The organism is Serratia surfactantfaciens, assembly GCF_001642805.2.
GTDB classification, from domain to species: domain Bacteria; phylum Pseudomonadota; class Gammaproteobacteria; order Enterobacterales; family Enterobacteriaceae; genus Serratia; species Serratia surfactantfaciens.
The window spans coordinates 2,914,415-2,937,822 of the sequence record NZ_CP016948.1 but is presented as its reverse complement, the minus strand read 5'-3'; the positions used below and the strand labels follow the sequence as shown (position 1 = coordinate 2,937,822).

At 59.0% G+C, this 23,408-nt stretch carries 19 protein-coding genes; 14 read left to right on the top strand and 5 right to left on the bottom strand.

Translation table 11 applies throughout. The annotated features are described in order from the left end of the window. Window positions 1-6 precede the first annotated feature (6 nt). Together ATE40_RS13765 and ATE40_RS13760 are read left to right on the top strand one after the other, a co-directional pair. Complete coding sequence (locus ATE40_RS13765) at window positions 7-858, top strand: transketolase (protein ID WP_025160166.1); 852 nt, start codon at window positions 7-9, stop codon at window positions 856-858. Further along, window positions 851-1,813, top strand: coding sequence for a transketolase family protein (locus tag ATE40_RS13760; protein ID WP_063919783.1), 963 nt, complete (start codon window positions 851-853; stop codon window positions 1,811-1,813). Before ATE40_RS13765 ends, ATE40_RS13760 begins: the two co-directional genes overlap by 8 nt. Window positions 1,814-1,891: 78 nt before the next feature. On the opposite strand, the gene ATE40_RS13755 is transcribed toward ATE40_RS13760, so the two are convergent. The 3 genes from ATE40_RS13755 to ackA all read right to left on the bottom strand — a co-directional run bounded on the left by ATE40_RS13755 (window position 1,892) and on the right by ackA (window position 6,179). Then, window positions 1,892-2,410: a hypothetical protein gene (locus ATE40_RS13755; RefSeq protein ID WP_019453725.1), complete on the bottom strand. Its 519-nt coding sequence runs from the start codon at window positions 2,408-2,410 to the stop codon at window positions 1,892-1,894. Between the two features lie 329 nt (window positions 2,411-2,739). Beyond that, entirely contained in the window at window positions 2,740-4,902 is a 2,163-nt protein-coding gene (gene pta, locus ATE40_RS13750; RefSeq protein ID WP_025160167.1) for a phosphate acetyltransferase, read from the bottom strand. Between the two features lie 74 nt (window positions 4,903-4,976). After that, window positions 4,977-6,179 (bottom strand): acetate kinase, encoded by a 1,203-nt coding sequence (gene ackA, locus ATE40_RS13745; RefSeq protein ID WP_004936063.1) that lies wholly within the window; start codon window positions 6,177-6,179, stop codon window positions 4,977-4,979. 358 nt (window positions 6,180-6,537) lie between these two features. Here ackA and yfbV point away from each other — a divergent pair, with 358 nt between their 5' ends. From yfbV to ATE40_RS13725, 4 genes are all read left to right on the top strand, one after another. Then, window positions 6,538-6,993, top strand: a complete 456-nt coding sequence (gene yfbV, locus ATE40_RS13740) for a terminus macrodomain insulation protein YfbV (protein WP_004936061.1) — start codon at window positions 6,538-6,540, stop codon at window positions 6,991-6,993. Between the two features lie 143 nt (window positions 6,994-7,136). Then, window positions 7,137-7,631 (top strand): YfbU family protein, encoded by a 495-nt coding sequence (locus tag ATE40_RS13735; RefSeq protein ID WP_019453723.1) that lies wholly within the window; start codon window positions 7,137-7,139, stop codon window positions 7,629-7,631. Between the two features lie 17 nt (window positions 7,632-7,648). Then, the gene (locus ATE40_RS13730; RefSeq protein ID WP_063919782.1) at window positions 7,649-8,305 is read left to right on the top strand and encodes a sugar phosphatase; all 657 of its coding nucleotides are present in this window, start codon (window positions 7,649-7,651) and stop codon (window positions 8,303-8,305) included. A gap of 79 nt (window positions 8,306-8,384) precedes the next feature. Further along, a complete protein-coding gene (locus tag ATE40_RS13725) occupies window positions 8,385-10,235 on the top strand; it encodes an SLC13 family permease (RefSeq protein WP_071532826.1) in 1,851 nt (616 codons plus the stop codon). 27 nt (window positions 10,236-10,262) lie between these two features. Here the strand turns inward: ATE40_RS13725 and yfbR are convergent, their stop codons facing one another. Together yfbR and ATE40_RS13715 are read right to left on the bottom strand one after the other, a co-directional pair. Beyond that, window positions 10,263-10,862 (bottom strand): 5'-deoxynucleotidase, encoded by a 600-nt coding sequence (gene yfbR, locus ATE40_RS13720; RefSeq protein ID WP_015378582.1) that lies wholly within the window; start codon window positions 10,860-10,862, stop codon window positions 10,263-10,265. 107 nt (window positions 10,863-10,969) lie between these two features. Beyond that, window positions 10,970-12,184, bottom strand: coding sequence for a pyridoxal phosphate-dependent aminotransferase (locus ATE40_RS13715; protein ID WP_019453720.1), 1,215 nt, complete (start codon window positions 12,182-12,184; stop codon window positions 10,970-10,972). An 856-nt stretch (window positions 12,185-13,040) separates the two neighbouring features. On the opposite strand from ATE40_RS13715, the gene lrhA reads away from it, so the two are divergent. From lrhA to nuoH, 8 genes are all read left to right on the top strand, one after another. After that, the gene (gene lrhA, locus ATE40_RS13710) at window positions 13,041-13,985 is read left to right on the top strand and encodes a transcriptional regulator LrhA (RefSeq protein WP_025160168.1); all 945 of its coding nucleotides are present in this window, start codon (window positions 13,041-13,043) and stop codon (window positions 13,983-13,985) included. Window positions 13,986-14,693: 708 nt separating this feature from the next. Further along, complete coding sequence (nuoA, locus tag ATE40_RS13705; protein WP_004936040.1) at window positions 14,694-15,131, top strand: NADH-quinone oxidoreductase subunit NuoA; 438 nt, start codon at window positions 14,694-14,696, stop codon at window positions 15,129-15,131. 15 nt (window positions 15,132-15,146) lie between these two features. After that, window positions 15,147-15,821: a NuoB/complex I 20 kDa subunit family protein gene (locus ATE40_RS13700; RefSeq protein ID WP_004936039.1), complete on the top strand. Its 675-nt coding sequence runs from the start codon at window positions 15,147-15,149 to the stop codon at window positions 15,819-15,821. A gap of 96 nt (window positions 15,822-15,917) precedes the next feature. After that, window positions 15,918-17,714, top strand: coding sequence for an NADH-quinone oxidoreductase subunit C/D (gene nuoC / locus ATE40_RS13695; protein ID WP_004936036.1), 1,797 nt, complete (start codon window positions 15,918-15,920; stop codon window positions 17,712-17,714). Window positions 17,715-17,716: 2 nt separating this feature from the next. Next, entirely contained in the window at window positions 17,717-18,268 is a 552-nt protein-coding gene (gene nuoE / locus ATE40_RS13690; RefSeq protein WP_004936034.1) for an NADH-quinone oxidoreductase subunit NuoE, read from the top strand. Further along, window positions 18,265-19,611, top strand: coding sequence for an NADH-quinone oxidoreductase subunit NuoF (gene nuoF, locus ATE40_RS13685; RefSeq protein ID WP_004936030.1), 1,347 nt, complete (start codon window positions 18,265-18,267; stop codon window positions 19,609-19,611). Before nuoE ends, nuoF begins: the two co-directional genes overlap by 4 nt. A gap of 76 nt (window positions 19,612-19,687) precedes the next feature. Then, the gene (gene nuoG / locus ATE40_RS13680; RefSeq protein ID WP_025921001.1) at window positions 19,688-22,426 is read left to right on the top strand and encodes an NADH-quinone oxidoreductase subunit NuoG; all 2,739 of its coding nucleotides are present in this window, start codon (window positions 19,688-19,690) and stop codon (window positions 22,424-22,426) included. Beyond that, entirely contained in the window at window positions 22,423-23,400 is a 978-nt protein-coding gene (gene nuoH / locus ATE40_RS13675) for an NADH-quinone oxidoreductase subunit NuoH (protein WP_004936022.1), read from the top strand. The genes nuoG and nuoH overlap by 4 nt, the downstream gene beginning before the upstream one ends. Window positions 23,401-23,408 lie beyond the last annotated feature (8 nt).

Sequence of the window (23,408 nt, the reverse complement as noted above, 5' to 3'; positions counted from 1 at the left end):
AGACTGATGAATGACACAACGAGCGAAACGGAAATGAGAGAGCTGCGCGCCCTGGCGCGTGCGATCCGTCTGGAAACCTTGAAGGCGCTGACCGGGCTGGGCTTCGGCCACTACGGCGGCTGCATGTCGGTGGTGGAGACGCTGGCGGTGCTGTACGGCGGCGTGATGCGCATCGATCCGGCGGATCCGGACTGGCCGGAGCGCGATGACTTCGTGCTGTCGAAAGGGCACGCCGGCCCGGCGCTGTACAGCACGCTGGCGATCAAGGGCTACTTCCCGCTGGAGGAGTTGAAGACCCTCAACCAGAACGGCACGCGTCTGCCGAGCCACCCGGACCGGCTGCGTACGCGCGGCGTGGACGCTACCACAGGTTCGCTGGGGCAGGGCGTGTCGATCGCCGCCGGCATGGCGTTGTCCCACCGGCTGGCGGGGCGGCGCAACCGGGTGTTCAGCATCCTCGGCGACGGGGAGCTGAACGAAGGGCAGTGCTGGGAGGCGTTCCAGTTTATCGCCCACCACAATCTGAACAACCTGACGCTGTTTATCGATTACAACAAGCAGCAGCTGGACGGCGCGCTGGACGAGGTGATCCAACCGTTCGATCTGGCCGCCAAGTTCCGCGCCTTTGGTTTTGAGGTGCAGACCATCAAGGGCGACGACATCGCAGCGCTGCTGGCGGCGGTGGCGCCGGCGCGCGGCGGCGAACAGCGGCCGCTGGCGATCGTGCTCGACAGCATCAAGGGACAGGGCGTGAGCTATCTGGAAAACCTGTCCAACTCACACCATCTGCGCCTGACGCCGGACGTGCAGCTGGAGATCGAAAAAGCCATCGCCGAACTGGAGGCCGCCCATGTTTAACGTAGTGACGCAGTTGGAAAACGACGCCGTCGAAATGCGCAAAGTCTACGCCGGCGCGGTGCGGCGGCAGATTGAAGCGGGCGCGCCGATCATCGCGCTGGAGGCGGACCTGATGAGCTCGATGGCGATGGACGGCGTGCACAAGGATCACCCGCAGCACGTGATTAACTGCGGCATCATGGAGGCCAATGTGATCGGCGTCGCCGCCGGGCTGTCGCTCACCGGCCGGGTGCCGTTCGTGCATACCTTTACCGCCTTCGCCAGCCGCCGCTGCTTCGATCAGCTGTTCATGTCGCTGGATTACCAGCGCAACAACGTCAAGGTGATCGCCTCCGACGCCGGGGTGAGCGCCTGCCACAACGGCGGCACCCATATGTCGTTCGAAGACATGGGCATCGTGCGCGGGCTGGCGCATTCGGTGGTGCTGGAAGTGACTGACGCCACCATGTTCGCCGACATTCTGCGTCAGCTGATGGACTTGCGCGGTTTCTACTGGGTGCGCACCATCCGCAAGCAGGCAACGCGCATCTATCAGGAGGGCTCGCGCTTTACCATCGGCAAGGGCAACCTGCTGCGCGACGGCGACGACGTCACGCTGATCGCCAACGGCATCATGGTGGCCGAAGCGCTGAAGGCGGCGCAGATGCTGGCGCAGCAGGGCGTCAGCGCGGCGGTAATCGATATGTTCACCCTCAAGCCTATCGACCGTGAACTGATCAAAACCTACGCGGCCAAGACCGGACGCATCGTTACCTGTGAAAACCACAGCATTCATAACGGGCTGGGGTCGGCGGTGGCGGAGGTGCTGGCGGAGGAGTGCCCGACGCCGATGCGGCGCGTGGGGGTGAAGGAGCGTTACGGCCAGGTGGGCACCCAGGCGTTTTTACAGCAGGAGTATGGCCTGACCGCGGAGCATATTCTGGAGGCCGCCAAGCAGCTGCTGGTGCAGCATTAGAAAAGACCAGGACGCCGGTCAATGACCGGCGTTGCCTGATGGATAAGGCCATGAAACGTCGCCAAGGCAACGCGCGCCTTAACGCGGAGAATAGGTGTGTCGATTGTTATATTCGGTATTGGGCGTGACAACGCCGAAAAACGCGTTGTGGACCCACATTTTGCAGTTATTGCAACACGGCGCGATCCTCCCATCCCCGTTGAAAGCAACGCAGTAGTAATGACGCGGATGCAGGTTGCGAGCATAAAGCTCAAGCCATACATGGGCTTCGGCGCATGCGGTAAAAGGCCGCGCTTCAACTTCCTTTTTACCGCTCCACGGCAGAATCAGCCGCTGGCTTTTTTTCTCTTTCGCCTGCAGTTCTGCAATATATCGGTCAAATAGGGAGGCGTCATGCGTGATGCCTGCGCTGTGGCCCACGAAGCGGGTTAATCCCGATACCTCTCTTTTTCCCCTCGTCAGAGAGAAAGCCAGCGCCAGCATTCTGTTCGTTGTGGGGCCGAGCCGGTCGATCTTCCAGAGGTAGGAATCGTAATTAATGGCATTGTTAATGAGCGTTTTGGCTATTTTCTCAACGGACTGACCAGTGTGTGCCATAGGGTAAACCTTCAGGTTTTTTTATGAGTGTGCATAGTGTCTAGCACAAAACCCAGTCATCGGAATAAGGCGGGCCTTTAATTAAGAGTATTCTTATCTTGCGGCGGAACAGGAGTGGCTCGCTGACGATATTGCGGCTATTTGTTTGTTTCTACGGAAATTGGTGCGCACTCAGCGTAGGGCAGGCAGCGAGCTTCGCCCGCTTGAGAGAGACAGGTTTTTCTCTTGAGAATAAAAAAGCACCGCTCAATATGCATGAGCGGTGCTTTATTGTTTACGCCAATACTCATTATCCACCACCCCGTCCGGGACGGGGCGTTAATGGGCTATCAGGCCTTGGCGGCGGCAGCGTCAGCCTGGGAAGACTGGATCGCCGTCAGTGCGACGGTGTAGACGATATCGTCTACCAGCGCGCCGCGCGACAGGTCGTTCACCGGCTTGCGCATGCCTTGCAGCATCGGCCCGATGGAGACCAGGTCAGCGGAACGCTGCACCGCTTTGTAAGTGGTGTTGCCGGTGTTCAGATCCGGGAAGATGAACACGGTCGCCTGGCCGGCTACCGGTGAGTTCGGCGCCTTGGACTTGGCAACGTCGGCCATGATGGCGGCGTCGTACTGCAGCGGGCCATCGATGATCAGGTCCGGGCGTTTTTCCTGCGCCAGACGGGTCGCTTCGCGCACTTTCTCTACGTCGCTGCCCGCACCGGAGTTGCCGGTGGAGTAGGAGATCATCGCTACGCGCGGCTCGATACCGAAGGCGGCGGCGGAATCTGCAGACTGGATGGCGATCTCAGACAGCTGCTCGGCGGTCGGATCCGGGTTGATCGCGCAGTCGCCGTAGACCAGAACCTGGTCAGGCAGCAGCATGAAGAACACGGAGGACACCAGCGAGCTGCCCGGCGCGGTTTTGATCAGCTGCAACGGCGGACGGATGGTGTTGGCGGTGGTGTGAACCGCACCGGAAACCAGACCGTCGACTTCGCCTTGTTCCAGCATCAGGGTGCCGAGTACCACGTTGTCTTCCAACTGCTCGCGCGCGACCACTTCGGTCATGCCCTTGCTCTTGCGCAGCTCAACCAGACGCGGCACGTAGTTTTCACGCACGGCGACCGGATCGACGATTTCGATGCCTTTGCCCAGCTCAACGCCTTGCGCTGCCGCTACGCGCTGGATCTCGTCCGGGTTGCCGAGCAGCACGCATTCCGCAATACCGCGTTCGGCGCAGATGGCCGCTGCTTTCACGGTGCGCGGCTCGTCGCCTTCCGGCAGCACGATGCGCTTGCCGGCTTTACGCGCCAGCTCGGTCAGCTCGTAACGGAACGCCGGTGGAGACAGGCGGCGTGAACGCTCGGAGGTGGCGGTCAGCGAGTCGATCCACTCGGTGTTGATGTGGCTGGCCACGTAGTTCTGCACTTTCTCGATGCGCTGGTGGTCGTCCGCCGGCACTTCGAGGTTGAAGCTCTGCAGGCTCAGCGAGGTCTGCCAGGTATTGGTGTCGACCATGAACACCGGCAGGCCGGTCTGGAAGGCGCGTTCGCACAGCTTCTTGATCGGCTCGTCGATGGCGTAGCCGCCGGTCAGCAGAATGGCGCCGATTTCCACGCCGTTCATCGCCGCCAGGCAGGCGGAGACCAGCACGTCAGGGCGGTCTGCGGAGGTCACCAGCAGGGAGCCAGGGCGGAAGTGTTCCAGCATGTGCGGAATGCTGCGCGCACAGAAGGTCACGGACTTCACGCGGCGGGTCATGATGTCGCCTTCGTTGACCACGCGGGCCTTCAGGTGGCGAGCCATGTCGATGGCGCGGGTGGCGATCAGATCGAAGCTCCACGGCACGCAGCCCAGAACCGGCAGCGGGCTGTTGGCGAACAGCTGCGCAGGATCGACGTGGGCGATGCTGGCTTTGGTGGAGTCGTCGAAGATTTCGGACAGGTCAGGACGGGTGCGGCCCTGATCGTCGACCGGTGCGTTCAGCTTGTTGATGATAACGCCGGTGATGTTCTTGTTCTTGCTGCCGCCGAAGCTGGTGCGCGCCAGTTCGATGCGCTCTTTCAGCTGCGCCGGGGAGTCGTTGCCCAGCGCCAGCACGAAGACGATCTCGGCGTTCAGGGTTTTGGCGATCTCGTAGTTCAGCGCGTTGGCGAACTGGTGCTTGCGGGTCGGCACCAGGCCTTCGATCAGCACCACTTCCGCGTCTTTGGTGTTCTCGTGGTAGCGCGCCACGATCTCTTCCATCAGCACGTCTTGCTGGTTGGAGCTCAGCAGGCCCTCAACGTAGTCCATGCGCAGCGGTTCGGCCGCCGTAATGGTGGAGTTGCTGCTGCGGATGATGGTGGTGGTCTGGTCGAGCGCATTGTCGCCGGAGCGCGGTTGAGCGATAGGCTTGAATACGCTCAGACGAACGCCTTTTTGCTCCATGGAGCGGATGACACCCAGGCTGACGCTGGTCAGGCCGACGCTGGTGCCGGTGGGGATCAACATAATAGTACGTGACACAGAATAGTCCTCTTCACGATTAACATGAGGCTAAAACAACACCGTCAGCCTGGGCTGACGGTGTTTTGAGAGCATTACGCGGTCAGGCGGGATGCGTCCTGCGCGATGACCAACTCTTCGTTGGTCGGGATCACCAGCGCCAGGCGGCTGCCGTCTTTGGTGATGGCGCCGGATTTGCCGAAGCGAGCGGCCATGTTGCGGTCGTGGTCGATTTCGAAGCCCAGCAGGCCCAGTTTGTTCAGGGTCAGCTCGCGCACCATGCCGGCGTTCTCGCCGATGCCGCCGGTGAAGATCACCGCGTCCAGACGGCCTTCCATCAGCGCGCTGTAGGCGCCGACGTATTTGGCCAGACGGTGGCAGAACACGTCCATTGCGCGTTTGGCGTCGGCTTTGCTGTCGTAGTTGTCTTCAACGTAACGGCAGTCGCTGGTGACTTCGGTCAGGCCCAGCAGGCCGGATTCTTTGGTCAGCATCTTGTTGATCTGGTCAACGCTCATGCCCAGAGAATCGTGCAGGTGGAAGATGATAGCCGGATCGATGTCGCCGCTGCGGGTGCCCATCACCAGGCCTTCCAGCGGGGTCAGACCCATGGAGGTATCAACGCACTGGCCGTTGCGCACTGCGGTAACGGAACCGCCGTTGCCCAGGTGGCAGGTGATCACGTTCACTTCTTCCACCGGCTTGTTCAGCATCTTCGCGGCTTCTTGAGTCACGTAGAAGTGGCTGGTGCCGTGCGCGCCGTAGCGGCGAACGCCGTGGTCGCGGTACAGGCTGTACGGCAGGGCGTACAGGTAGGATTCTTCCGGCATGGTCTGGTGGAACGCGGTGTCGAACACGGCAACGTTCTTGTCAGCCAGGTGAGGGAAGGATTTCAGCGCTTCCGCGATGCCGATCAGGTGAGCCGGGTTGTGCAGTGGTGCAAACGGTACGGAATCTTTGATACCCTGCAGAACTTCGTCGTTGATCACGGCGGAGGCGGTGAATTTCTCGCCGCCGTGCACGATGCGGTGGCCGATAGCGGTCAACTGCGCGGAAAGCTCTGGTTTTTGTGCCAGAATAGTATTAACAATGAAGTTCAGCGCTTCGCTGTGTGCAGCGCCGGCCCCCAGGGCAGCTTCGTGTTTGGCGCCGTCCATTTTCCACTTGATGCGAGCTTCAGGCAGGTGGAAACACTCGGCCAAACCGGAGAGGAATTCGTCGCCGTTAACGGCATCGATGATGGCGAATTTCAGAGAAGAACTGCCGCAGTTAAGAACCAGTACTAGCTTACTCGACATGGAAGTACCTACTTAAATAGTCGTGTTGTTAAAAGAAAATCGAACACACGTGGTGAATTAATCGTCAATCAGACAACAAGCGTAGCGCATAGTGCCGATGACATTTATGATTAACATCATGTGAAGTGCACAAATCACAGGATGATGGAAAAACCGATGATTTCTCTGCGGTTTAAATAATCTTGATTTTTATAGGGCTAAAAGTTGACAAAATTTACGTCATCTTCTACCGGCCACAAGGCCGGCTTAGGATACCGATAGCCCGGTGCAAACACAAAATAAATTTAAAGCTTCAAATTTTTTAGTATTGTCTCTGGCAGCACGCTGTGAGTTTCTTTACGTGACGTTGAGGTACGCAATGACGAGCAAACCGTCCGGTTCCGTAAGCTGGTTTCAGGTCTTCCAGCGCGGGCAGCATTATATGAAAACCTGGCCGTCAGACAAACGTCTGGCACCGGTCTTTCCGGAGAACCGCGTTGCGCGTGCTACCCGTTTCGCCATCCGCTTCATGCCGCCGTTGGCGATTTTCACGCTGACCTGGCAGATCGCGCTCGGCGGCCAGCTCGGCCCGGCGATCGCCACCGCGCTGTTCGCCTGCAGCCTGCCGATGCAGGGGCTGTGGTGGCTGGGGCGCCGTTCGGTCACGCCGCTGCCGCCGACGCTGCTGCAATGGTTCCACGAGGTGCGCAACAAGCTGACGGAAGCGGGGCAGGCGGTGGCGCCGCTCGAAGGGACGCCGACTTATCAGACGTTGGCCGATCTGCTCAAGCGCGCGTTCAAGCAGCTGGACAAAACCTTCCTTGACGATCTGTAACTGAAAAAAGGCCGCGTTGATGCGGCCTTTTTCGTCTAAGCGCCAATAACCCCGGTTTAAATCAAAGAACGGTCGAGTTGTGATTTCCTGCGTTCTTGCGCTGTGCGATGCTCCCGCCATCACACAGAAATGAGGAAATCCTGATGGAAATGACCAACGCCCAGCGGCTGATCCTGTCGAATCAGTACAAGATGATGACCCTGCTCGATCCGGACAACAGCGATCGTTATCGCCGGTTGCAAACCATCGTCGAACGCGGCTTCGGTTTGCAAATGCGCGAGCTGGATCGCGACTTCGGCGAACTGAGCGAAGAGGTGTGCCGCACCATCATCAACGTGATGGAGATGCATCATGCGCTGCAGGTTTCCTGGGGCAACCTGAAAGAGAAACAGGATCTGGACGAACGCCGCCTGGCGTTTCTCGGTTTCGATGCCGCCACCGAGGCGCGCTACCTGAGCTACGTGCGTTTCCTGGTCAGCACCGAGGGGCGTTATACTCACTTCGATTCCGGCAGCCACGGTTTCAACGCCCAGACCAAAATGTGGGAGAAATACCAGCGTATGCTGGCGATCTGGCTGGCCTGCCCGCGCCAGTATCACTTGAGCGCCGTTGAGATAGCGCAAATCATCAATGCTTGATTAAAAAGAGGTTTTCTGTGGAGTGTAAGGGTTTTCTGTTCGATCTTGATGGCACCCTGGTGGATTCGCTGCCGGCGGTAGAGCGCGCCTGGACGCACTGGGCCGAGCGCCGCGGCGTCAACCCGCAAGCCGTGCTGGACTTCATTCACGGTAAACAGGCCATTACTTCTCTGCGCCACTTTATGCCGGGTGAAAGCGAAGCGGAAATTCAGCGCGAGTTCCAACTGCTGGAGCAGAGGGAAGCGCAGGATACCGACGGCGTTCGCGCACTGCCTGGCGCCATTGCATTGCTGGATCGCCTGAACGCGCTCGACATTCCCTGGGCGATCGTCACCTCCGGTTCGGTGCCGGTGGCGGGCGCCCGTCGCCAGGCCGGCGGCTTGCCGCAGCCGGCGGTGTTTATCACCGCCGAGCAGGTTAAACACGGTAAACCGCAGCCCGACGCCTATCTGCTGGGCGCCGAGCGTCTGGGCCTGGCGCCGCACGAGTGCGTGGTGGTCGAAGACGCACCGGCCGGCATTCTTTCCGGTCTGGCGGCGGGCTGCCAGGTGATCGCGGTCAACGCGCCGGCGGATGCGCCGAAGCTGGATCAGGTCGACCTGCGGCTGGGGTCGCTGGAACAGATCGCCGTCGAGAAAACGGCGCACGGGGCGATCGTTCGCCGGCTGGCCTGAGCAGCATTATCTTCACCCTAATTGATTAGACCCCGCCTCGGCGGGGTTTTTTTATGCTATTTTTTAACCCCTTGGACATTTGCCGGATGAGGCCGTTTTGAACAGCGAATTACTGTGGGTGCTGAGTTTACTGCTGATTGCCATTGTGCTGTTTACCACCAACAAGCTGCGCATGGACGTGGTGGCGCTGTTGGTGATCATCGCTTTCGTGCTGAGCGGCACGCTCAGCCTGCAGGAGGCGACGGTCGGTTTCAGCGATCCCAACGTGATTTTGATCGCCGCGCTGTTCGTGATCGGCGAAGGGCTGGTGCGCACCGGTGTGGCCTATCAGGTCGGCGACTGGCTGGTGAAAGTGGCCGGCAGCAGCGAAACCAAAATGTTGATGCTGCTGATGGTGACGGTCGCCGGGCTGGGAGCGTTCATGAGCTCGACCGGCGTGGTGGCGATCTTTATCCCGGTGGTGCTCAGCGTGACGGCGAGAATGAAGATCGCACCGGGGCGGCTGATGATGCCGCTCAGCTTCGCCGGGCTAATCAGCGGTATGATGACGCTGGTGGCCACGCCGCCCAACATGGTGGTCAACAGCGAACTGGTGCGCGAAGGCATTCATGGTTTCGGCTTCTTCAGCGTGACGCCCATCGGCCTGGCGGTGCTGGCGCTGGGCGTCGGCTACATGCTGATCGCCCGCCGTTGGCTGGGCAGCGGTGAAACGGGCAAAGCCGGCGACGACTGGCGGCGGCGCACCTTCCGCGATCTGATCCGCGATTACAAACTGACCGGCCGCGCGCGGCGGCTGGCTGTCCGTAGCGCTTCGCCGCTGATCGGGCGTTCTCTGGATGAGCTGCACCTGCGCGCGCGCTATGGCGCCAACGTGGTGGGCATCGAGCGTTGGAAACGCTTCCGGCGAGTGATGGTCAGCGCTTCCGGCAGCACCGAACTGCGCGAGGGCGATGTCCTCCTGATCGACATGTCGGACAGCCAGGTCGATCTGCGTGAATTCTGCGGCGAGCAGCAGCTGGAGCCGATGGTGCTGCGTGGTGATTATTTCTCTGAACAGTCGCGCAACGTCGGCATGGCGGAGGTCTCGCTGATCCCGGACTCGGCGCTGCTGGGCAAAAGCCTGCGCGAAGCGGCGTTCCGCAGCCGCTATGATCTGAACGTGGTGGGCATCCGGCGCCACGGCGAGACGCTGAGCGGCAAGCTGGTGGACGAACCGCTGGAGTTGGGCGACATTTTGCTGGTGATCGGCGACTGGAAGGCCATCCGTCAGCTGCAGGCCAAAACCCACGACTTTATCGTGCTCAATCTGCCGGCCGAAGTGGATGAAGTGGCGCCGGCCATCACCCAGGCGCCGCACGCGCTGTTTTGTCTGGCGTTGATGGTGGCGATGATGCTGACCGACGAAATCCCCAACCCGATCGCGGCGCTGATCGCCTGCCTGCTGATGGGCAAGTTCCGTTGCATCGACATGGAGAGCGCCTATAAATCGATCCACTGGCCGAGCATCATTTTGATCGTCGGCATGATGCCGTTCGCGCAGGCGCTGCAAAAGACCGGCGGTGTCGATCTGATCGTCCGCGGGCTGATGGACGTCGCGGGCGGCGCGGGGCCGCGCGTGATGCTGTTGTGCCTGTTCGTGCTGTGCGCCACCATCGGCCTGTTTATTTCCAATACCGCGACGGCGGTGCTGATGGCACCGATCGCCATCGCCGCCGCGCGCGAAATGGGCGTCTCGCCGTACCCGTTCGCGATGATTATCGCCATCGCCGCGTCCGCTGCCTTTATGACGCCGGTCTCTTCGCCAGTCAACACGCTGGTGCTGGGGCCGGGTAATTACAAGTTCGGCGATTTCGTGCGTCTTGGCGTGCCGTTCACTCTGTTGGTGATGGCGGTCAGCGTGTTGGTGGTGCCGTGGCTTTACGGATTTTAACGGCGCAGCGAAGGCTGCGCCGGCGGGTTACAGCGAGCTGTCGAGGCTGATTTCGTCCAGCGACAGGCTGAAGCTGGGAATGAACACCTCCATGAAGTAGTCCATTTCCGGGCTGCGGCGCTGCTCCAGCGTTTTATCCAGCCGCGCCTTGGCCAGAGTGAATTCGTTGTTGCCGGCGGACAGCTCCTCCAGGCATTTCAGGTAAGCGCACAGTGCGTCCGCCTGCTTCACCACCTGCTTTTCATCTTCGCTGTAGTAATGCTCATCGAGAATGGTGCGGAAGTCGTTGCGCAGCTCCGCCGGGATCATGTCCAGCAGCTTTTGTTGGGCGATCTTTTCGATCTTCTTGTACTCGTGGGCGATCTGCGGGTTGTAGTACTTGATCGGCGTCGGCATGTCGCCGGTGATCACTTCGCTGGCGTCGTGGTACATCGCCAGCAGCGCAACGCGGTCAGCGTTGAGGTTGCCGTTGAATTTGCGGTTCTTGATCACCGCCAACGCGTGGGCGACAAAAGCCACCTGCAGGCTGTGTTCGGAGACGTTCTCGGTACGCACGTTGCGCATCAGCGGCCAGCGGTTGATCAGTTTCAGGCGGGACAGATGGGCGAAGAAATGGCTCTGGCTCATGGTGCTCTCTTTAACGGCAAGTGAGGGCCCCATTGTGAAGCAGTGACGGCGAATTTTGCAACCGGCCTGTGAGGGAAGGGCGCAGCAAGCCGCTGCGCCCCAGGCGATTACTGGTGGTAGCCTTCCAGGAAGCGGCCCAGCTTGCCGACCGCCATTTCCAGCTCGTCTACGCGCGGCAGGGTGACGATGCGCACGTGATCCGGGTAAGGCCAGTTGAATGCGGAACCCTGCACCAGCAGCACTTTTTCCTGCAGCAACAGATCCAGCACCAGCTTCTGGTCGTCATGGATGTTGAAGCGCTTGGCGTCGATGCGTGGGAACATGTACAGCGCGCCCTGCGGTTTCACGCAAGAGACGCCCGGGATATCGTTGAGCAGTTCCCAGGTGCGGTTGCGCTGCTCATACAGACGCCCGCCGGGCTGAATGAATTCGCTGATGCTCTGATAACCGCCCAGCGCGGTCTGAATGGCGTGCTGCATCGGCACGTTGGCGCACAGGCGCATCGAAGCCAGCATCTCCAGCCCTTCGATATAGCCTTTGGCGTGCTTTTTCGGCCCGTTCAGCACCATCCAGCCCTGGCGGAAGCCGGCCACGCGGTAGGTCTTCGACAGGCCGTTGAAGGTCACTGTCAGCAGATCCGGCGCCAGTGCGGCGATCGAGTGGTGCTCGGCTTCGTCATACAGGATCTTGTCGTAGATCTCGTCGGCGAAGATGATCAGGTTGTGTTGACGGGCGATCTCGACGATCTGCTCCAGCAGCGCTTTGCTGTAAACCGCACCGGTCGGGTTGTTCGGGTTGATGATCACGATGCCGCGGGTGCGCGGAGTGATCTTGCTGATGATGTCGTCCAGATCCGGGAACCAGCCGGCCTGCTCATCGCACAGGTAGTGCACGGCCTTGCCGCCGGACAGCGAGACCGCGGCGGTCCACAGCGGGTAGTCCGGCGCCGGCACCAGCATTTCGTCGCCGCTGTTGAGCAGCGCCTGCATGGATTGGACGATCAGCTCCGAGACGCCGTTGCCAATGTAGATATCCTCAACGGTCACGTCACGCATGTTGCGCGCCTGATAGTGCTGCATGATCGCTTTACGCGCCGAGAAGAGGCCTTTGGAATCGGAGTAACCTTGCGCCGTGGGCAGATTGCGGATCACGTCGACCAGGATTTCGTCCGGGGCGTCGAAGCCGAACGGGGCGGGGTTGCCGATGTTCAGTTTCAGGACTTTGTTGCCTTCTTCTTCAAGACGTTTAGCTTCTTTAAGCACCGGGCCGCGAATGTCATAGCAGACGTTGTCCAGTTTGCTGGATTTCTCAATGGGGGACATAAAAAGTTGAGCCTTTTGCTGGGATAGGGGCGCTCCTACCGTGGAACGCCGCAACCCGCCCAATGTACTCCTGGCGTAGTTGCTTTTGAAGGGTTTTGCACGCCTTTGGTGCAAACGCATGTCGTAACGGGGGATTTTAGTTATGATAAGTAAAGGTAAAGTTATTTTGTGGTTCATAATGTCATGAACTATAATTTTAGTAGGGTTTTGTTCTGAAAAAATGTGAGCCGGGAAACGCGATGCGCCGGCGAGCGCGGCCGGCGTCAGAGAACTGATAAGCGGGAAGGAAGGATGGGTGTCAATAAACTGTAAAGGAACGATAATACCGGACTTGTCTGATAGCCGGTTGTCGGATGGCGCACCACACTAAGAAAAAGGCATATTTACATTAGCTTTACTTTATATTTTGTCTTAAACATTGTTAATGTGGGTATGAGATTATTATTTAAAGTAGAAATCTTACTGATTGAATTTATTAAATTCATTGAGTAGGGGTACGAAGCCGGCGCTGTTAATTATTTATCTTTTTTGCTCTGAAATGCTGTCTAAGCCCCCGTTGATAAGGGTTCTCAGTAGCACGAATGGAGTGGAAATCAGGCAGTATGAATGAGTAAAATCTTAGGTTCGGTGGGAATAAGCCCTTTCCATCGGTATTTAACTCCCTGCGTCCTATAAGCATTATCGATAGGTTGCATTTTAAAAAGCGATAGAGGTAACGAAACATAAGTAATTTTTTTGCCCTCCACTTATGAGTGGGGTACTGTCATAACAGGCGCCGCCCTTTTTCAACGGCGTCTGAGAAACACACCAGGGTAGTAGTTCGTAAATTAGAATTTAAAAAAGTGAAGAATACACTATGACAACTGCAAATCGTCCGATACTTAATCTCGACCTCGATCTGCTAAGAACTTTTGTTGCTGTTGCTGATTTGAATACCTTCGCGGCGGCGGCCGTCGCCGTTTGCCGTACTCAATCAGCCGTCAGCCAGCAAATGCAGCGATTAGAGCAACTGGTCGGCAAAGAACTGTTTGCCCGCCATGGGCGTAACAAACTCCTGACTGAGCACGGTATTCAGCTTCTCGGTTATGCCAGGAAGATCCTGCGCTTTAACGATGAAGCCTGTACCTCTCTGATGTACAACAATATTAAAGGTGTTCTGACCATCGGCGCTTCCGACGACACCGCCGATACCATTCTGCCTTTCCTGTTGAACCGCGTGACCGCCATCTATCCCAAGCTGGCTATTGACGTGCGCGTGAAGCGCAGCACGACGATGGTCGACCTGCTGGAAGAAGGGCAGATCGATCTGGCGGTGACCACGGCCGATCCCGAAGGGCATCCGCACATTGTGCTGCGCACGTCGCCGACGCTGTGGTACTGCGCCGCTGATTACCACTACCAGGCCGGCGAGCCGATCCCGTTGGTGGTGATGGACGAGCCAAGCCCGTTCCGCGCGCTGGCGATCAAACAGTTGGACGAAGCCGGTATTCCGTGGCGCATCGCCTACGTCGCCTCTACGCTGTCCGCAGTGCGGGCGGCCTGCAAGGCCGGTCTGGGCGTCACCGCGCGGCCTATCGAGATGATGAGCCCCGACCTGCGGGTGCTGGGCGCGGCGGAAGGTTTGCCGCCGTTGCCGGATACCCAGTATGCGCTGTGCAAAAACGCGCAGTGCAGCAGCGAGCTGGCGATGGCCATCTTCAGCGCGATGCAGGGCGGCAACGACAGCTATGGTTTCAACGGAACGGAAACCGGTCTCCAGGGCGATCAGGATGACGCCAGCCTGGTGGACGAAGAAGAGTAACGCTGCGGCGTGAAATCGGATGAAAAACCTCTGCTTCGGCGGAGGTTTTTTTTGCCTTAATTTTGATGAAAGTGACTGTTATAGGTGGTTAAGTGCAATTTTGTTATGAGATGGCTATTTTTTTGCATTTTAAGCGTCAATGAAAACAGAGTTTGGCCGGGTTTAAGACGGTGAGTTTGTTTTTTGAGCAATAAGATTGAATGGGTTAAAGGCATGGTAATGGTAAGGTTATTTTGTTAGCTTATAGCGGCCGTTTTTGCGGCTTAATTTGAGGAAAATTGTTAAAGGCCCACACTTTTTTTGAGGATTTATGCTGAAAACGTGTCCTGGATCAAAAAAATACCCCTAGGTAGTGAGTGGAAGAACAGGGAATTCCTGAGACAATGGTATAGTAAAACTGAAATGTGCATGTTGGTTTATATCTATCTGTTTCTACACAAAAATTAACTGACACGATTTAGCCTGTCCCTGGCGCATCAAATGTTAATCAAATGATACGTATGTAAACTAGTGTGTAGATACTTTTGTCAAAGTTGACAAAAGGTTATAGAAAGGAGTAAAAAGCCCACAGAAAAACGCTGCCTAACTCGCTGTAAAAGCAGTTTGTTTGTGTGGTTATTTATCCTTCCCTTAAATCGATGTGGCGCACTAACTGCCGGTGACAAGAGCAGTGCGATCGACGCCACTTTTGATGAGTAAGCATAGAGTATGTCAACAACCACTGAAGTTATCGCTCATCACTGGGCGCTCGCCGTATTTCTCGTTGTGGCTATCGGGCTTTGCGGCTTAATGCTGCTGGGTGCGTTCTTCTTGGGCGGGAGAGCCCGGGCGCGCGCCAAACACACCCCGTTTGAATCAGGTATCGACTCCGTCGGCACGGCGCGCATGCGTCTGTCCGCCAAGTTTTACCTGGTGGCCATGTTCTTCGTTATTTTCGACGTTGAAGCCTTATACCTGTACGCCTGGTCGGTCTCGATTCGCGAGAGCGGCTGGGTAGGCTTTATCGAAGCCGCCATTTTCATTTTGGTGCTATTGGCCGGTCTGGTTTATCTGGTGCGCATCGGCGCGTTGGATTGGACTCCGGCGCGTTCCCAACGCCGCAGCAAACCGAGCACGATCACTAACACCAACAGTCATCCGCAGTAACAGCGAGGCATTAAGATGGACTATACGCTCACCCGCATAGACCCGAACGGTGAGAACGACCGTTATCCCCTGCAAAAACAGGAGATCGTCGCCGATCCCCTGGAACAACAGGTCCACCGCACGGTTTACATGGGTAAACTCGAACATGCGCTGCATGACATGGTGAACTGGGGGCGTAAAAACTCTATTTGGCCGTATAACTTCGGCCTTTCGTGCTGTTACGTGGAGATGGTGACGTCGTTTACCGCCGTTCACGACGTGGCGCGTTTCGGTGCGGAAGTGTTGCGCGCCTCCCCGCGTCAGGCTGACCTGATGGTGGTGGCCGGCACCTGCTTCACCAAGATGGCTCCGGTCATCCAGCGCCTGTACGAGCAGATGCTGGAACCGAAGTGGGTGATTTCGATGGGCGCCTGCGCCAACTCCGGCGGCATGTACGACATCTATTCCGTGGTGCAGGGTGTGGACAAGTTCCTGCCGGTCGACGTGTACATTCCCGGCTGCCCGCCGCGTCCGGAAGCCTACATGCAAGCGCTGATGCTGCTGCAGGAATCCATCGGCAAAGAACGTCGCCCGCTGTCGTGGGTTGTCGGCGATCAGGGCGTTTACCGCGCCAATATGCAGTCTGAAAGAGAGCGTAAACACGGCGAGCGCATCGCGGTGACCAACCTCCGGACGCCTGACGAGATTTAAGACGTTCATTTAACGTCCATCTTAGTGCGCTATTGGTTAACACAGCGAAAAGTGAAACTTGCGGCGAATAACCCTTTAGTGTGGTGAAAAAAAATTATGACAGATTTGACGACGCACGACGCCTTGCCTGCCTGGCAGACCCGAGATCACCTTGACGACCCGGTGATCGGCGAACTGCGCAACCGTTTTGGGCCGGAAGCCTTTACTGTTCAGGCCACCCGCACCGGCATGCCCGTGGTATGGGTTAAACCTGACCAGTTACTGGAAGTAATGACGTTCCTGAGAAAACAGCCGAAGCCGTATGTCATGCTGTTCGATCTGCATGGCGTAGACGAACGTCTTCGCACCCACCGCGACGGCCTGCCCGCTGCGGATTTCTCCGTTTTCTACCATCTGATTTCCATCGAACGCAACCGCGACATCATGCTGAAGGTAGCGCTGTCTGAAAAAGACCTGCACGTGCCGACGGCGACCAAGGTGTTCCCGAACGCCAACTGGTATGAGCGCGAGACCTGGGAAATGTTCGGCATCACCTTCGACGGCCACCCGCACCTGTCGCGCATCATGATGCCGCAGACCTGGGAAGGGCACCCGCTGCGTAAGGACTACCCGGCGCGCGCCACCGAATTCGATCCTTTCGTGTTGACCAAACAGAAAGAAGATCTGGAGATGGAAGCGCTGACCTTCAAGCCGGAAGACTGGGGCATGAAGCGCGGCACCGAGAATGAAGACTTCATGTTCCTCAACCTCGGCCCGAACCACCCGTCCGCGCACGGTGCGTTCCGCATCATTCTGCAGCTGGACGGCGAAGAGATCGTCGACTGCGTGCCGGATATCGGCTATCACCACCGCGGCGCCGAGAAGATGGGCGAGCGTCAATCCTGGCACAGCTACATTCCGTACACCGACCGCATCGAGTACCTCGGCGGCTGCGTGAACGAAATGCCTTACGTGCTGGCGGTTGAAAAGCTGGCCGGCATCAAGGTGCCGGAGCGCGTAGACACCATTCGCGTGATGCTGTCCGAACTGTTCCGCATCAACAGCCACCTGCTGTACATCTCCACCTTCATTCAGGACGTCGGCGCGATGACCCCGGTGTTCTTCGCCTTTACCGACCGTCAGAAGATCTACGATCTGGTGGAAGCGATTACCGGTTTCCGCATGCACCCGGCCTGGTTCCGCATCGGCGGCGTCGCGCACGATCTGCCGCGCGGTTGGGATCGCCTGCTGCGCGAATTCCTCGACTGGATGCCGAAGCGTCTGGATTCTTACGTGAAAGCGGCGCTGAAGAACAGCATCCTGAAAGGCCGTTCCATCGGCGTGGCGTCCTATAACGCCAAAGAAGCGCTGGAGTGGGGCGTGACCGGTGCCGGTCTGCGCGCGACCGGCGTCGAGTTCGACGTGCGTAAATGGCGTCCGTATTCCGGCTACGAGAACTTCGACTTCGAAGTGCCGGTCGGCGACGGCACCAGCGACTGCTACACCCGCGTGATGCTGAAGGTGGAAGAGCTGCGCCAGAGCCTGCGCATCCTCGAACAGTGCCTGAACAACATGCCGGAAGGCCCGTTCAAGGCCGATCACCCGCTGACCACGCCGCCGCCGAAAGAGCGCACGCTGCAGCACATTGAAACGCTGATCACCCACTTCCTGCAGGTTTCCTGGGGCCCGGTGATGCCAGCCAACGAATCATTCCAGATGATTGAAGCCACCAAAGGGATCAACAGCTACTACCTGACCAGCGACGGCAGCACCATGAGCTACCGCACCCGGGTACGTACGCCAAGCTTTGCGCACCTGCAGCAGATCCCATCGGTCATCCGAGGCAGCCTGGTTTCCGACCTGATCGTCTATCTGGGTAGTATCGATTTTGTAATGTCAGATGTGGACCGCTAACTATGCATGATCAAAAAGACAATCACGCAGTCAATGATGCGCTCGAGCCCATCAACGCAGCCGCTCCTCAGAGCGGCGTTGATGCATTTGTACTGAGCGCGGAAGAACGTGATGCGATCGAGCACGAAAAGCACCATTACGAGGATCCGCGCGCCGCTTCCATCGAAGCACTGAAAATTGTGCAGAAGCAGCGCGGCTGGGTTCCGGACGGTGCGATTTACGCCATCGCGGAAGTGCTGGGCATCCCCGCCAGCGACGTAGAAGGCGTGGCCACGTTCTACAGCCAGATTTTCCGTCAGCCAGTAGGACGTCACGTGATCCGTTATTGTGACAGCGTTGTTTGTCACATCACCGGTTACCAGGGCATTCAGGCCGCTATCGAGAAGAAGCTGAACATCAAACCGGGTCAAACCACCTTTGATGGCCGCTTCACGCTGTTGCCGACCTGCTGTCTGGGCAACTGCGATAAAGGGCCGACCATGATGATTGATGAGGACACTCACAGTCAGCTGAAGCCTGAAGATATCGAGACGCTACTGGAGCAGTATCAATGACCAAGCACATTGTACGCACTCCCGAAACGCATCCGCTGACCTGGCGTCTGCGCGATGACAAGCAGCCGCTGTGGCTGGACGAATACCGCAGCAAAAACGGCTATGCCGGTGCGGAAAAGGCCCTGAAGGGCCTGGCGCCCGACGAGATCGTCAGCCTGGTAAAAGATTCCGGGCTGAAGGGCCGCGGCGGCGCGGGCTTCTCCACCGGTTTGAAGTGGAGCCTGATGCCGAAGGACGAATCCATGAACATCCGTTACCTGCTGTGTAACGCCGATGAGATGGAGCCGGGCACCTATAAAGACCGCCTGCTGATGGAGCAGCTGCCGCACCTGCTGGTGGAAGGCATGCTGATCTCCGCGTTCGCGCTGAAAGCCTACCGTGGGTACATCTTCCTGCGCGGTGAGTACATCGAAGCGGCGGCACACTTGCGTCGCGCCATCGCGGAAGCCACCGAAGCCGGCTATCTGGGCAAGAACATTCTCGGCACCGGGTTTGATTTCGAGCTGATCGTGCACACCGGCGCCGGCCGTTACATCTGCGGCGAAGAAACCGCGCTGATCAACTCGCTGGAAGGCCGCCGCGCCAACCCGCGCTCCAAGCCGCCATTCCCGGCCAGCGCCGGCGTATGGGGCAAGCCGACCTGCGTCAACAACGTCGAAACGCTGTGCAACGTGCCGGCCATTCTGGCGAACGGCGTGGAGTGGTACACCGGCATCTCCGGCAGTGAAGACAAAGGCACCAAGCTGATGGGTTTCTCCGGTCGGGTGAAAAATCCGGGCGTCTGGGAGCTGCCGTTCGGCACCACAGCGCGTGAAATCCTGGAAGACTACGCCGGCGGCATGCGCGACGGTCTGCGCTTCAAAGCCTGGCAGCCGGGCGGTGCGGGCACCGACTTCCTGACCGCCGATCACCTCGATCTGCCGATGGAATACGGCGCAATCGGCAAAGCCGGCAGCCGTCTCGGCACCGCGCTGGCGATGGCGGTAGACCACGAAATCGGCATGGTGCCGCTGGTGCGCAACCTGGAAGAGTTCTTCGCCCGCGAGTCCTGCGGCTGGTGTACGCCATGCCGCGACGGCCTGCCGTGGAGCGTGAAGATCCTGCGTGCGTTGGAAAACGGCGAAGGGCAGCCGGGGGATATCGAAACCCTCGAACAGCTGTGCCGTTCCCTCGGCCCGGGCAAAACCTTCTGCGCCCACGCGCCAGGTGCCGTAGAGCCACTGCAAAGCGCGATTAAATATTTCCGTGAAGAGTTCGAGGCGGGTATCGCCGTGCAGCACTTCGGCAACGCTCATGCGATTGGCGGCATTCAGCCGAACAACCTGCTGAAGCAGCGCTGGTAAGCCGACTCGCCCGAACACGGCCAGAATTTTTGATTAACGCCTGCCGCAAGGCAGGCCACTTGGAAGCATGCTGACTATGGCTACGATTCATGTAGACGGCAAAGAGTATGAGGTAGACGGAGCGGACAACCTGCTGCAGGCTTGTCTCTCCCTTGGCCTCGATATTCCTTACTTTTGCTGGCATCCGGCGCTGGGAAGCGTCGGCGCTTGCCGCCAATGTGCGGTAAAGCAATACCAAAACGCGGAAGATACGCGCGGCCGTTTGGTGATGTCCTGTATGACCCCGGCATCCGATGGCACCTTCATCTCTATCGATGACGGCGAAGCGAAGCAGTTCCGTGAAAGCGTGGTCGAGTGGTTGATGACCAACCACCCGCACGATTGCCCGGTGTGTGAAGAAGGCGGTAACTGTCACCTGCAGGATATGACGGTAATGACCGGCCACAGCTTCCGTCGCTACCGCTTCACCAAGCGCACCCACAACAACCAGGAGCTGGGGCCGTTTATCTCGCACGAGATGAACCGCTGCATCGCCTGCTACCGCTGCGTGCGTTACTACAAAGACTATGCGGACGGCACCGACTTCGGCGTGTACGGCGCACACGACAACGTCTACTTCGGTCGCCCGGAAAGCGGCACGCTGGAAAGCGAGTTCTCCGGCAACCTGGTGGAAGTGTGCCCGACCGGCGTATTCACCGACAAAACGCACTCCGAGCGCTACAACCGTAAATGGGACATGCAGTTCGCGCCGAGCATTTGCCAGCAGTGCAGCATCGGCTGTAACACCAGCCCGGGCGAGCGCTATGGCGAGCTGCGTCGTATCGAAAACCGTTACAACGGCAGCGTGAACCACTACTTCCTGTGCGACCGTGGCCGTTTCGGCTACGGCTACGTCAACCAGAAAGATCGTCCGCGTCAACCGCAGCAGCTGCGCGGCGACGACTGGATCACCCTGAACGCCGAGCAGGCGATGCAGGGTGCGGCGGACATCCTGCGCCAGGCGAAGAAAACCATCGGCATCGGCTCCCCGCGCGCCAGCCTGGAAAGCAACTTCGCACTGCGCGAGCTGGTTGGCGCAGAGAACTACTACACCGGTATCGCTCAGGCGGAGCAATCACGTCTGGCGCTGATGCTGAACGTGCTGAAGAACGGCGGCGTTCATACGCCGGCGCTGCGTGAGATCGAAGATTACGACGCGGTGCTGGTGTTGGGCGAAGACCTGACGCAAACCGGCGCGCGTATCGCGCTGTCCGTGCGTCAGGCCGTCAAGGGTAAAGCCCGAGCGATGGCAGCGGCGCAACGCGTGGCCGACTGGCAGATCGCGGCGGTGCAGAATATCGGCCAACACGCCAAGTATCCGTTGTTCACCACCAACGTCGATAACACCCGTCTGGATGACATCGCCGCCTGGAACTACCGCGCGCCGGTAGACGAGCAGGCGCGCTTCGGCTTCGCCATCGCTCACGCGCTGGATAACGCCGCGCCGGCGGTGAACGATCTGGCTGAAGGCCTGAACAAGAAAGTCGATATCATCGTGCAGGCGCTGACCGGCGCACGCAAACCGCTGATCGTGACCGGCAGCAACGCCGGCAGCGAAGCCATCATCGAAGCGGCGGCCAACATCGCCAAAGCGTTGAAGGGCCGCGGTTCAGATGTCGGCATCACCTTCGTGGCGGGCGCAGCCAACAGCATGGGCCTGGCGATGATCGGCGGCGGTTCGCTCGATCAGGCGCTGGAACAGCTGGCGAGCGGCGCAGCCGACACCGCCATCGTGATGGAAAACGATCTCTATCGCCATGCGCCGGCGGCGCAGGTGGACGCAGCGTTGGCCAAGGTCAATAACCTGATCGTCGCCGACCATCAGCGCACCGCGATCATGGACAAAGCCAACCTGATCCTCTCTTCGGCCAGCTTCGCCGAGAGCGACGGCACGCTGATCAACCAGGAAGGCCGCGCGCAGCGCTTCTTCCAGGTATACGATCCGGCTTACTACGACGACGCCAAGAAGAATCAGTTCACCGTGATGCTGGAAAGCTGGCGCTGGATGCACTCGCTGCACTCCACCTACACCAGCCGCCACGTGGACTGGACTCAGCTCGATGACGTGATCGCCGCTTGCGTCGCCGCGTTGCCGCAGCTGCAGGGCATCGTCGACGCCGCGCCGGACGCGACTTTCCGCATTCGCGGTCAGAAGCTGGCGCGTTCGCCGCACCGTTCCAGCGGCCGTACCGCCATGCGCGCCAACATCAGCGTGCACGAGCCGCGTCAGCCGCAGGATAAAGACACCATGTTCGCCTTCTCGATGGAAGGGAATAACAGCCCGCTGGCCGATCGTCAGCAGATCCCGTTCGCCTGGGCGCCAGGTTGGAACTCACCGCAGGCATGGAACAAATTCCAGGCCGAAGTGGGCGGCAAACTGCGCCACGGCGATCCGGGCGTGCGCCTGATCGAAGCGGGGGAGGGCAGCCTCGGTTACTTCGACCGCGTGCCTGCCGCGTTCAATCCGGTCGACGGCTGGCGTGTCGCGCCTTACTACCACCTGTTCGGCAGCGACGAAATGTCGCAGCGCTCTCACGTGATCCAGCAGCGCATGCCGGAAGCCTACGTGATGGTCAACCCGGCCGATGCGGCGACGCTTGGCGTCAACGCGGGCAGCCTGGTGGAGTTCAGCTGCGCGGGCCAGACCCTGCGTCTGCCGGTGCGTCTGAGTGAAACCCTGACCCAGGGCCAGGTTGGTTTGCCGCTCGGCTTGCCAGGGATCCCGCCGATCTTGGTGGGTGCTAAGGTAGACAATCTGCGGGAGGCGGCACGATGAGCTGGTTTACCCCTGAGGTGATCGACATTCTGATCGCCATTCTTAAAGCGGTTGTGATCCTGTTGGTGGTCGTGGCGTGCGGGGCATTCATGAGCTTCGGCGAACGCCGTCTGCTCGGCCTGTTCCAGAACCGCTACGGACCGAACCGCGTAGGCTGGGGCGGCTCGCTGCAGCTGGTCGCCGACATGATCAAAATGTTCTTCAAGGAAGACTGGGTGCCGAGATTCTCCGACCGGGTGATCTTCACCCTGGCGCCGATGATCGCCTTTACTTCCCTGTTGCTGGCATTTGCCATCGTTCCGGTCAGCCCGACCTGGGCGGTGTCCGATCTCAACATCGGTATTCTGTTCTTCCTGATGATGGCCGGCCTGGCGGTGTACGCCGTGCTGTTCGCCGGATGGTCGAGCAACAACAAATACTCGCTGTTGGGCGCGATGCGCGCCTCCGCGCAAACCCTGAGCTACGAAGTGTTCATCGGCCTGTCGCTGATGGGCGTGGTAATGCAGGCGGATTCGTTCAACATGCAGGCCATCGTTGAATCCCAGGCGCACGTCTGGAACGTCATTCCGCAGTTCTTCGGCTTCGTGACCTTCGCGATCGCCGGCGTGGCGGTGTGTCACCGTCACCCGTTTGACCAGCCGGAAGCCGAGCAGGAACTGGCCGACGGTTACCACATCGAATATTCCGGCATGAAGTTCGGTCTGTTCTTCGTGGGGGAATACATCGGTATCGTTACGGTGTCCGCCCTGATTGTGACGTTGTTCTTCGGCGGTTGGCAGGGTCCGTTCCTGCCGCCATTCATCTGGTTCGCGTTGAAAACGGCCTTCTTCATGATGATGTTCATCCTGATCCGCGCCGCGCTGCCGCGTCCGCGTTATGACCAGGTGATGTCCTTCGGCTGGAAAGTATGCCTGCCGCTGACGCTGCTGAACCTGCTGGCGACCGCCGCGGTCATTTTGTACAACGCTCAATAAGGGGTGAA

Excerpts from the sequence above, each read along its gene's own strand:
- ackA (WP_004936063.1), bottom strand. The coding sequence starts at position 6,179 with ATGTCGAGTAAGCTAGTACTGGTTCTTAACTGCGGCAGTTCTTCTCTG.
- nuoG (WP_025921001.1), top strand. The coding sequence starts at position 19,688 with ATGGCTACGATTCATGTAGACGGCAAAGAGTATGAGGTAGACGGAGCG.
- lrhA (WP_025160168.1), top strand. The coding sequence starts at position 13,041 with ATGACAACTGCAAATCGTCCGATACTTAATCTCGACCTCGATCTGCTA.
- nuoE (WP_004936034.1), top strand. The coding sequence starts at position 17,717 with ATGCATGATCAAAAAGACAATCACGCAGTCAATGATGCGCTCGAGCCC.
- ATE40_RS13700 (WP_004936039.1), top strand. The coding sequence starts at position 15,147 with ATGGACTATACGCTCACCCGCATAGACCCGAACGGTGAGAACGACCGT.
- nuoC (WP_004936036.1), top strand. The coding sequence starts at position 15,918 with ATGACAGATTTGACGACGCACGACGCCTTGCCTGCCTGGCAGACCCGA.
- yfbR (WP_015378582.1), bottom strand. The coding sequence starts at position 10,862 with ATGAGCCAGAGCCATTTCTTCGCCCATCTGTCCCGCCTGAAACTGATC.
- ATE40_RS13760 (WP_063919783.1), top strand. The coding sequence starts at position 851 with ATGTTTAACGTAGTGACGCAGTTGGAAAACGACGCCGTCGAAATGCGC.
- nuoH (WP_004936022.1), top strand. The coding sequence starts at position 22,423 with ATGAGCTGGTTTACCCCTGAGGTGATCGACATTCTGATCGCCATTCTT.
- nuoA (WP_004936040.1), top strand. The coding sequence starts at position 14,694 with ATGTCAACAACCACTGAAGTTATCGCTCATCACTGGGCGCTCGCCGTA.
- ATE40_RS13755 (WP_019453725.1), bottom strand. The coding sequence starts at position 2,410 with ATGGCACACACTGGTCAGTCCGTTGAGAAAATAGCCAAAACGCTCATT.
- yfbV (WP_004936061.1), top strand. The coding sequence starts at position 6,538 with ATGACGAGCAAACCGTCCGGTTCCGTAAGCTGGTTTCAGGTCTTCCAG.
- ATE40_RS13765 (WP_025160166.1), top strand. The coding sequence starts at position 7 with ATGAATGACACAACGAGCGAAACGGAAATGAGAGAGCTGCGCGCCCTG.
- nuoF (WP_004936030.1), top strand. The coding sequence starts at position 18,265 with ATGACCAAGCACATTGTACGCACTCCCGAAACGCATCCGCTGACCTGG.
- ATE40_RS13735 (WP_019453723.1), top strand. The coding sequence starts at position 7,137 with ATGGAAATGACCAACGCCCAGCGGCTGATCCTGTCGAATCAGTACAAG.
- ATE40_RS13715 (WP_019453720.1), bottom strand. The coding sequence starts at position 12,184 with ATGTCCCCCATTGAGAAATCCAGCAAACTGGACAACGTCTGCTATGAC.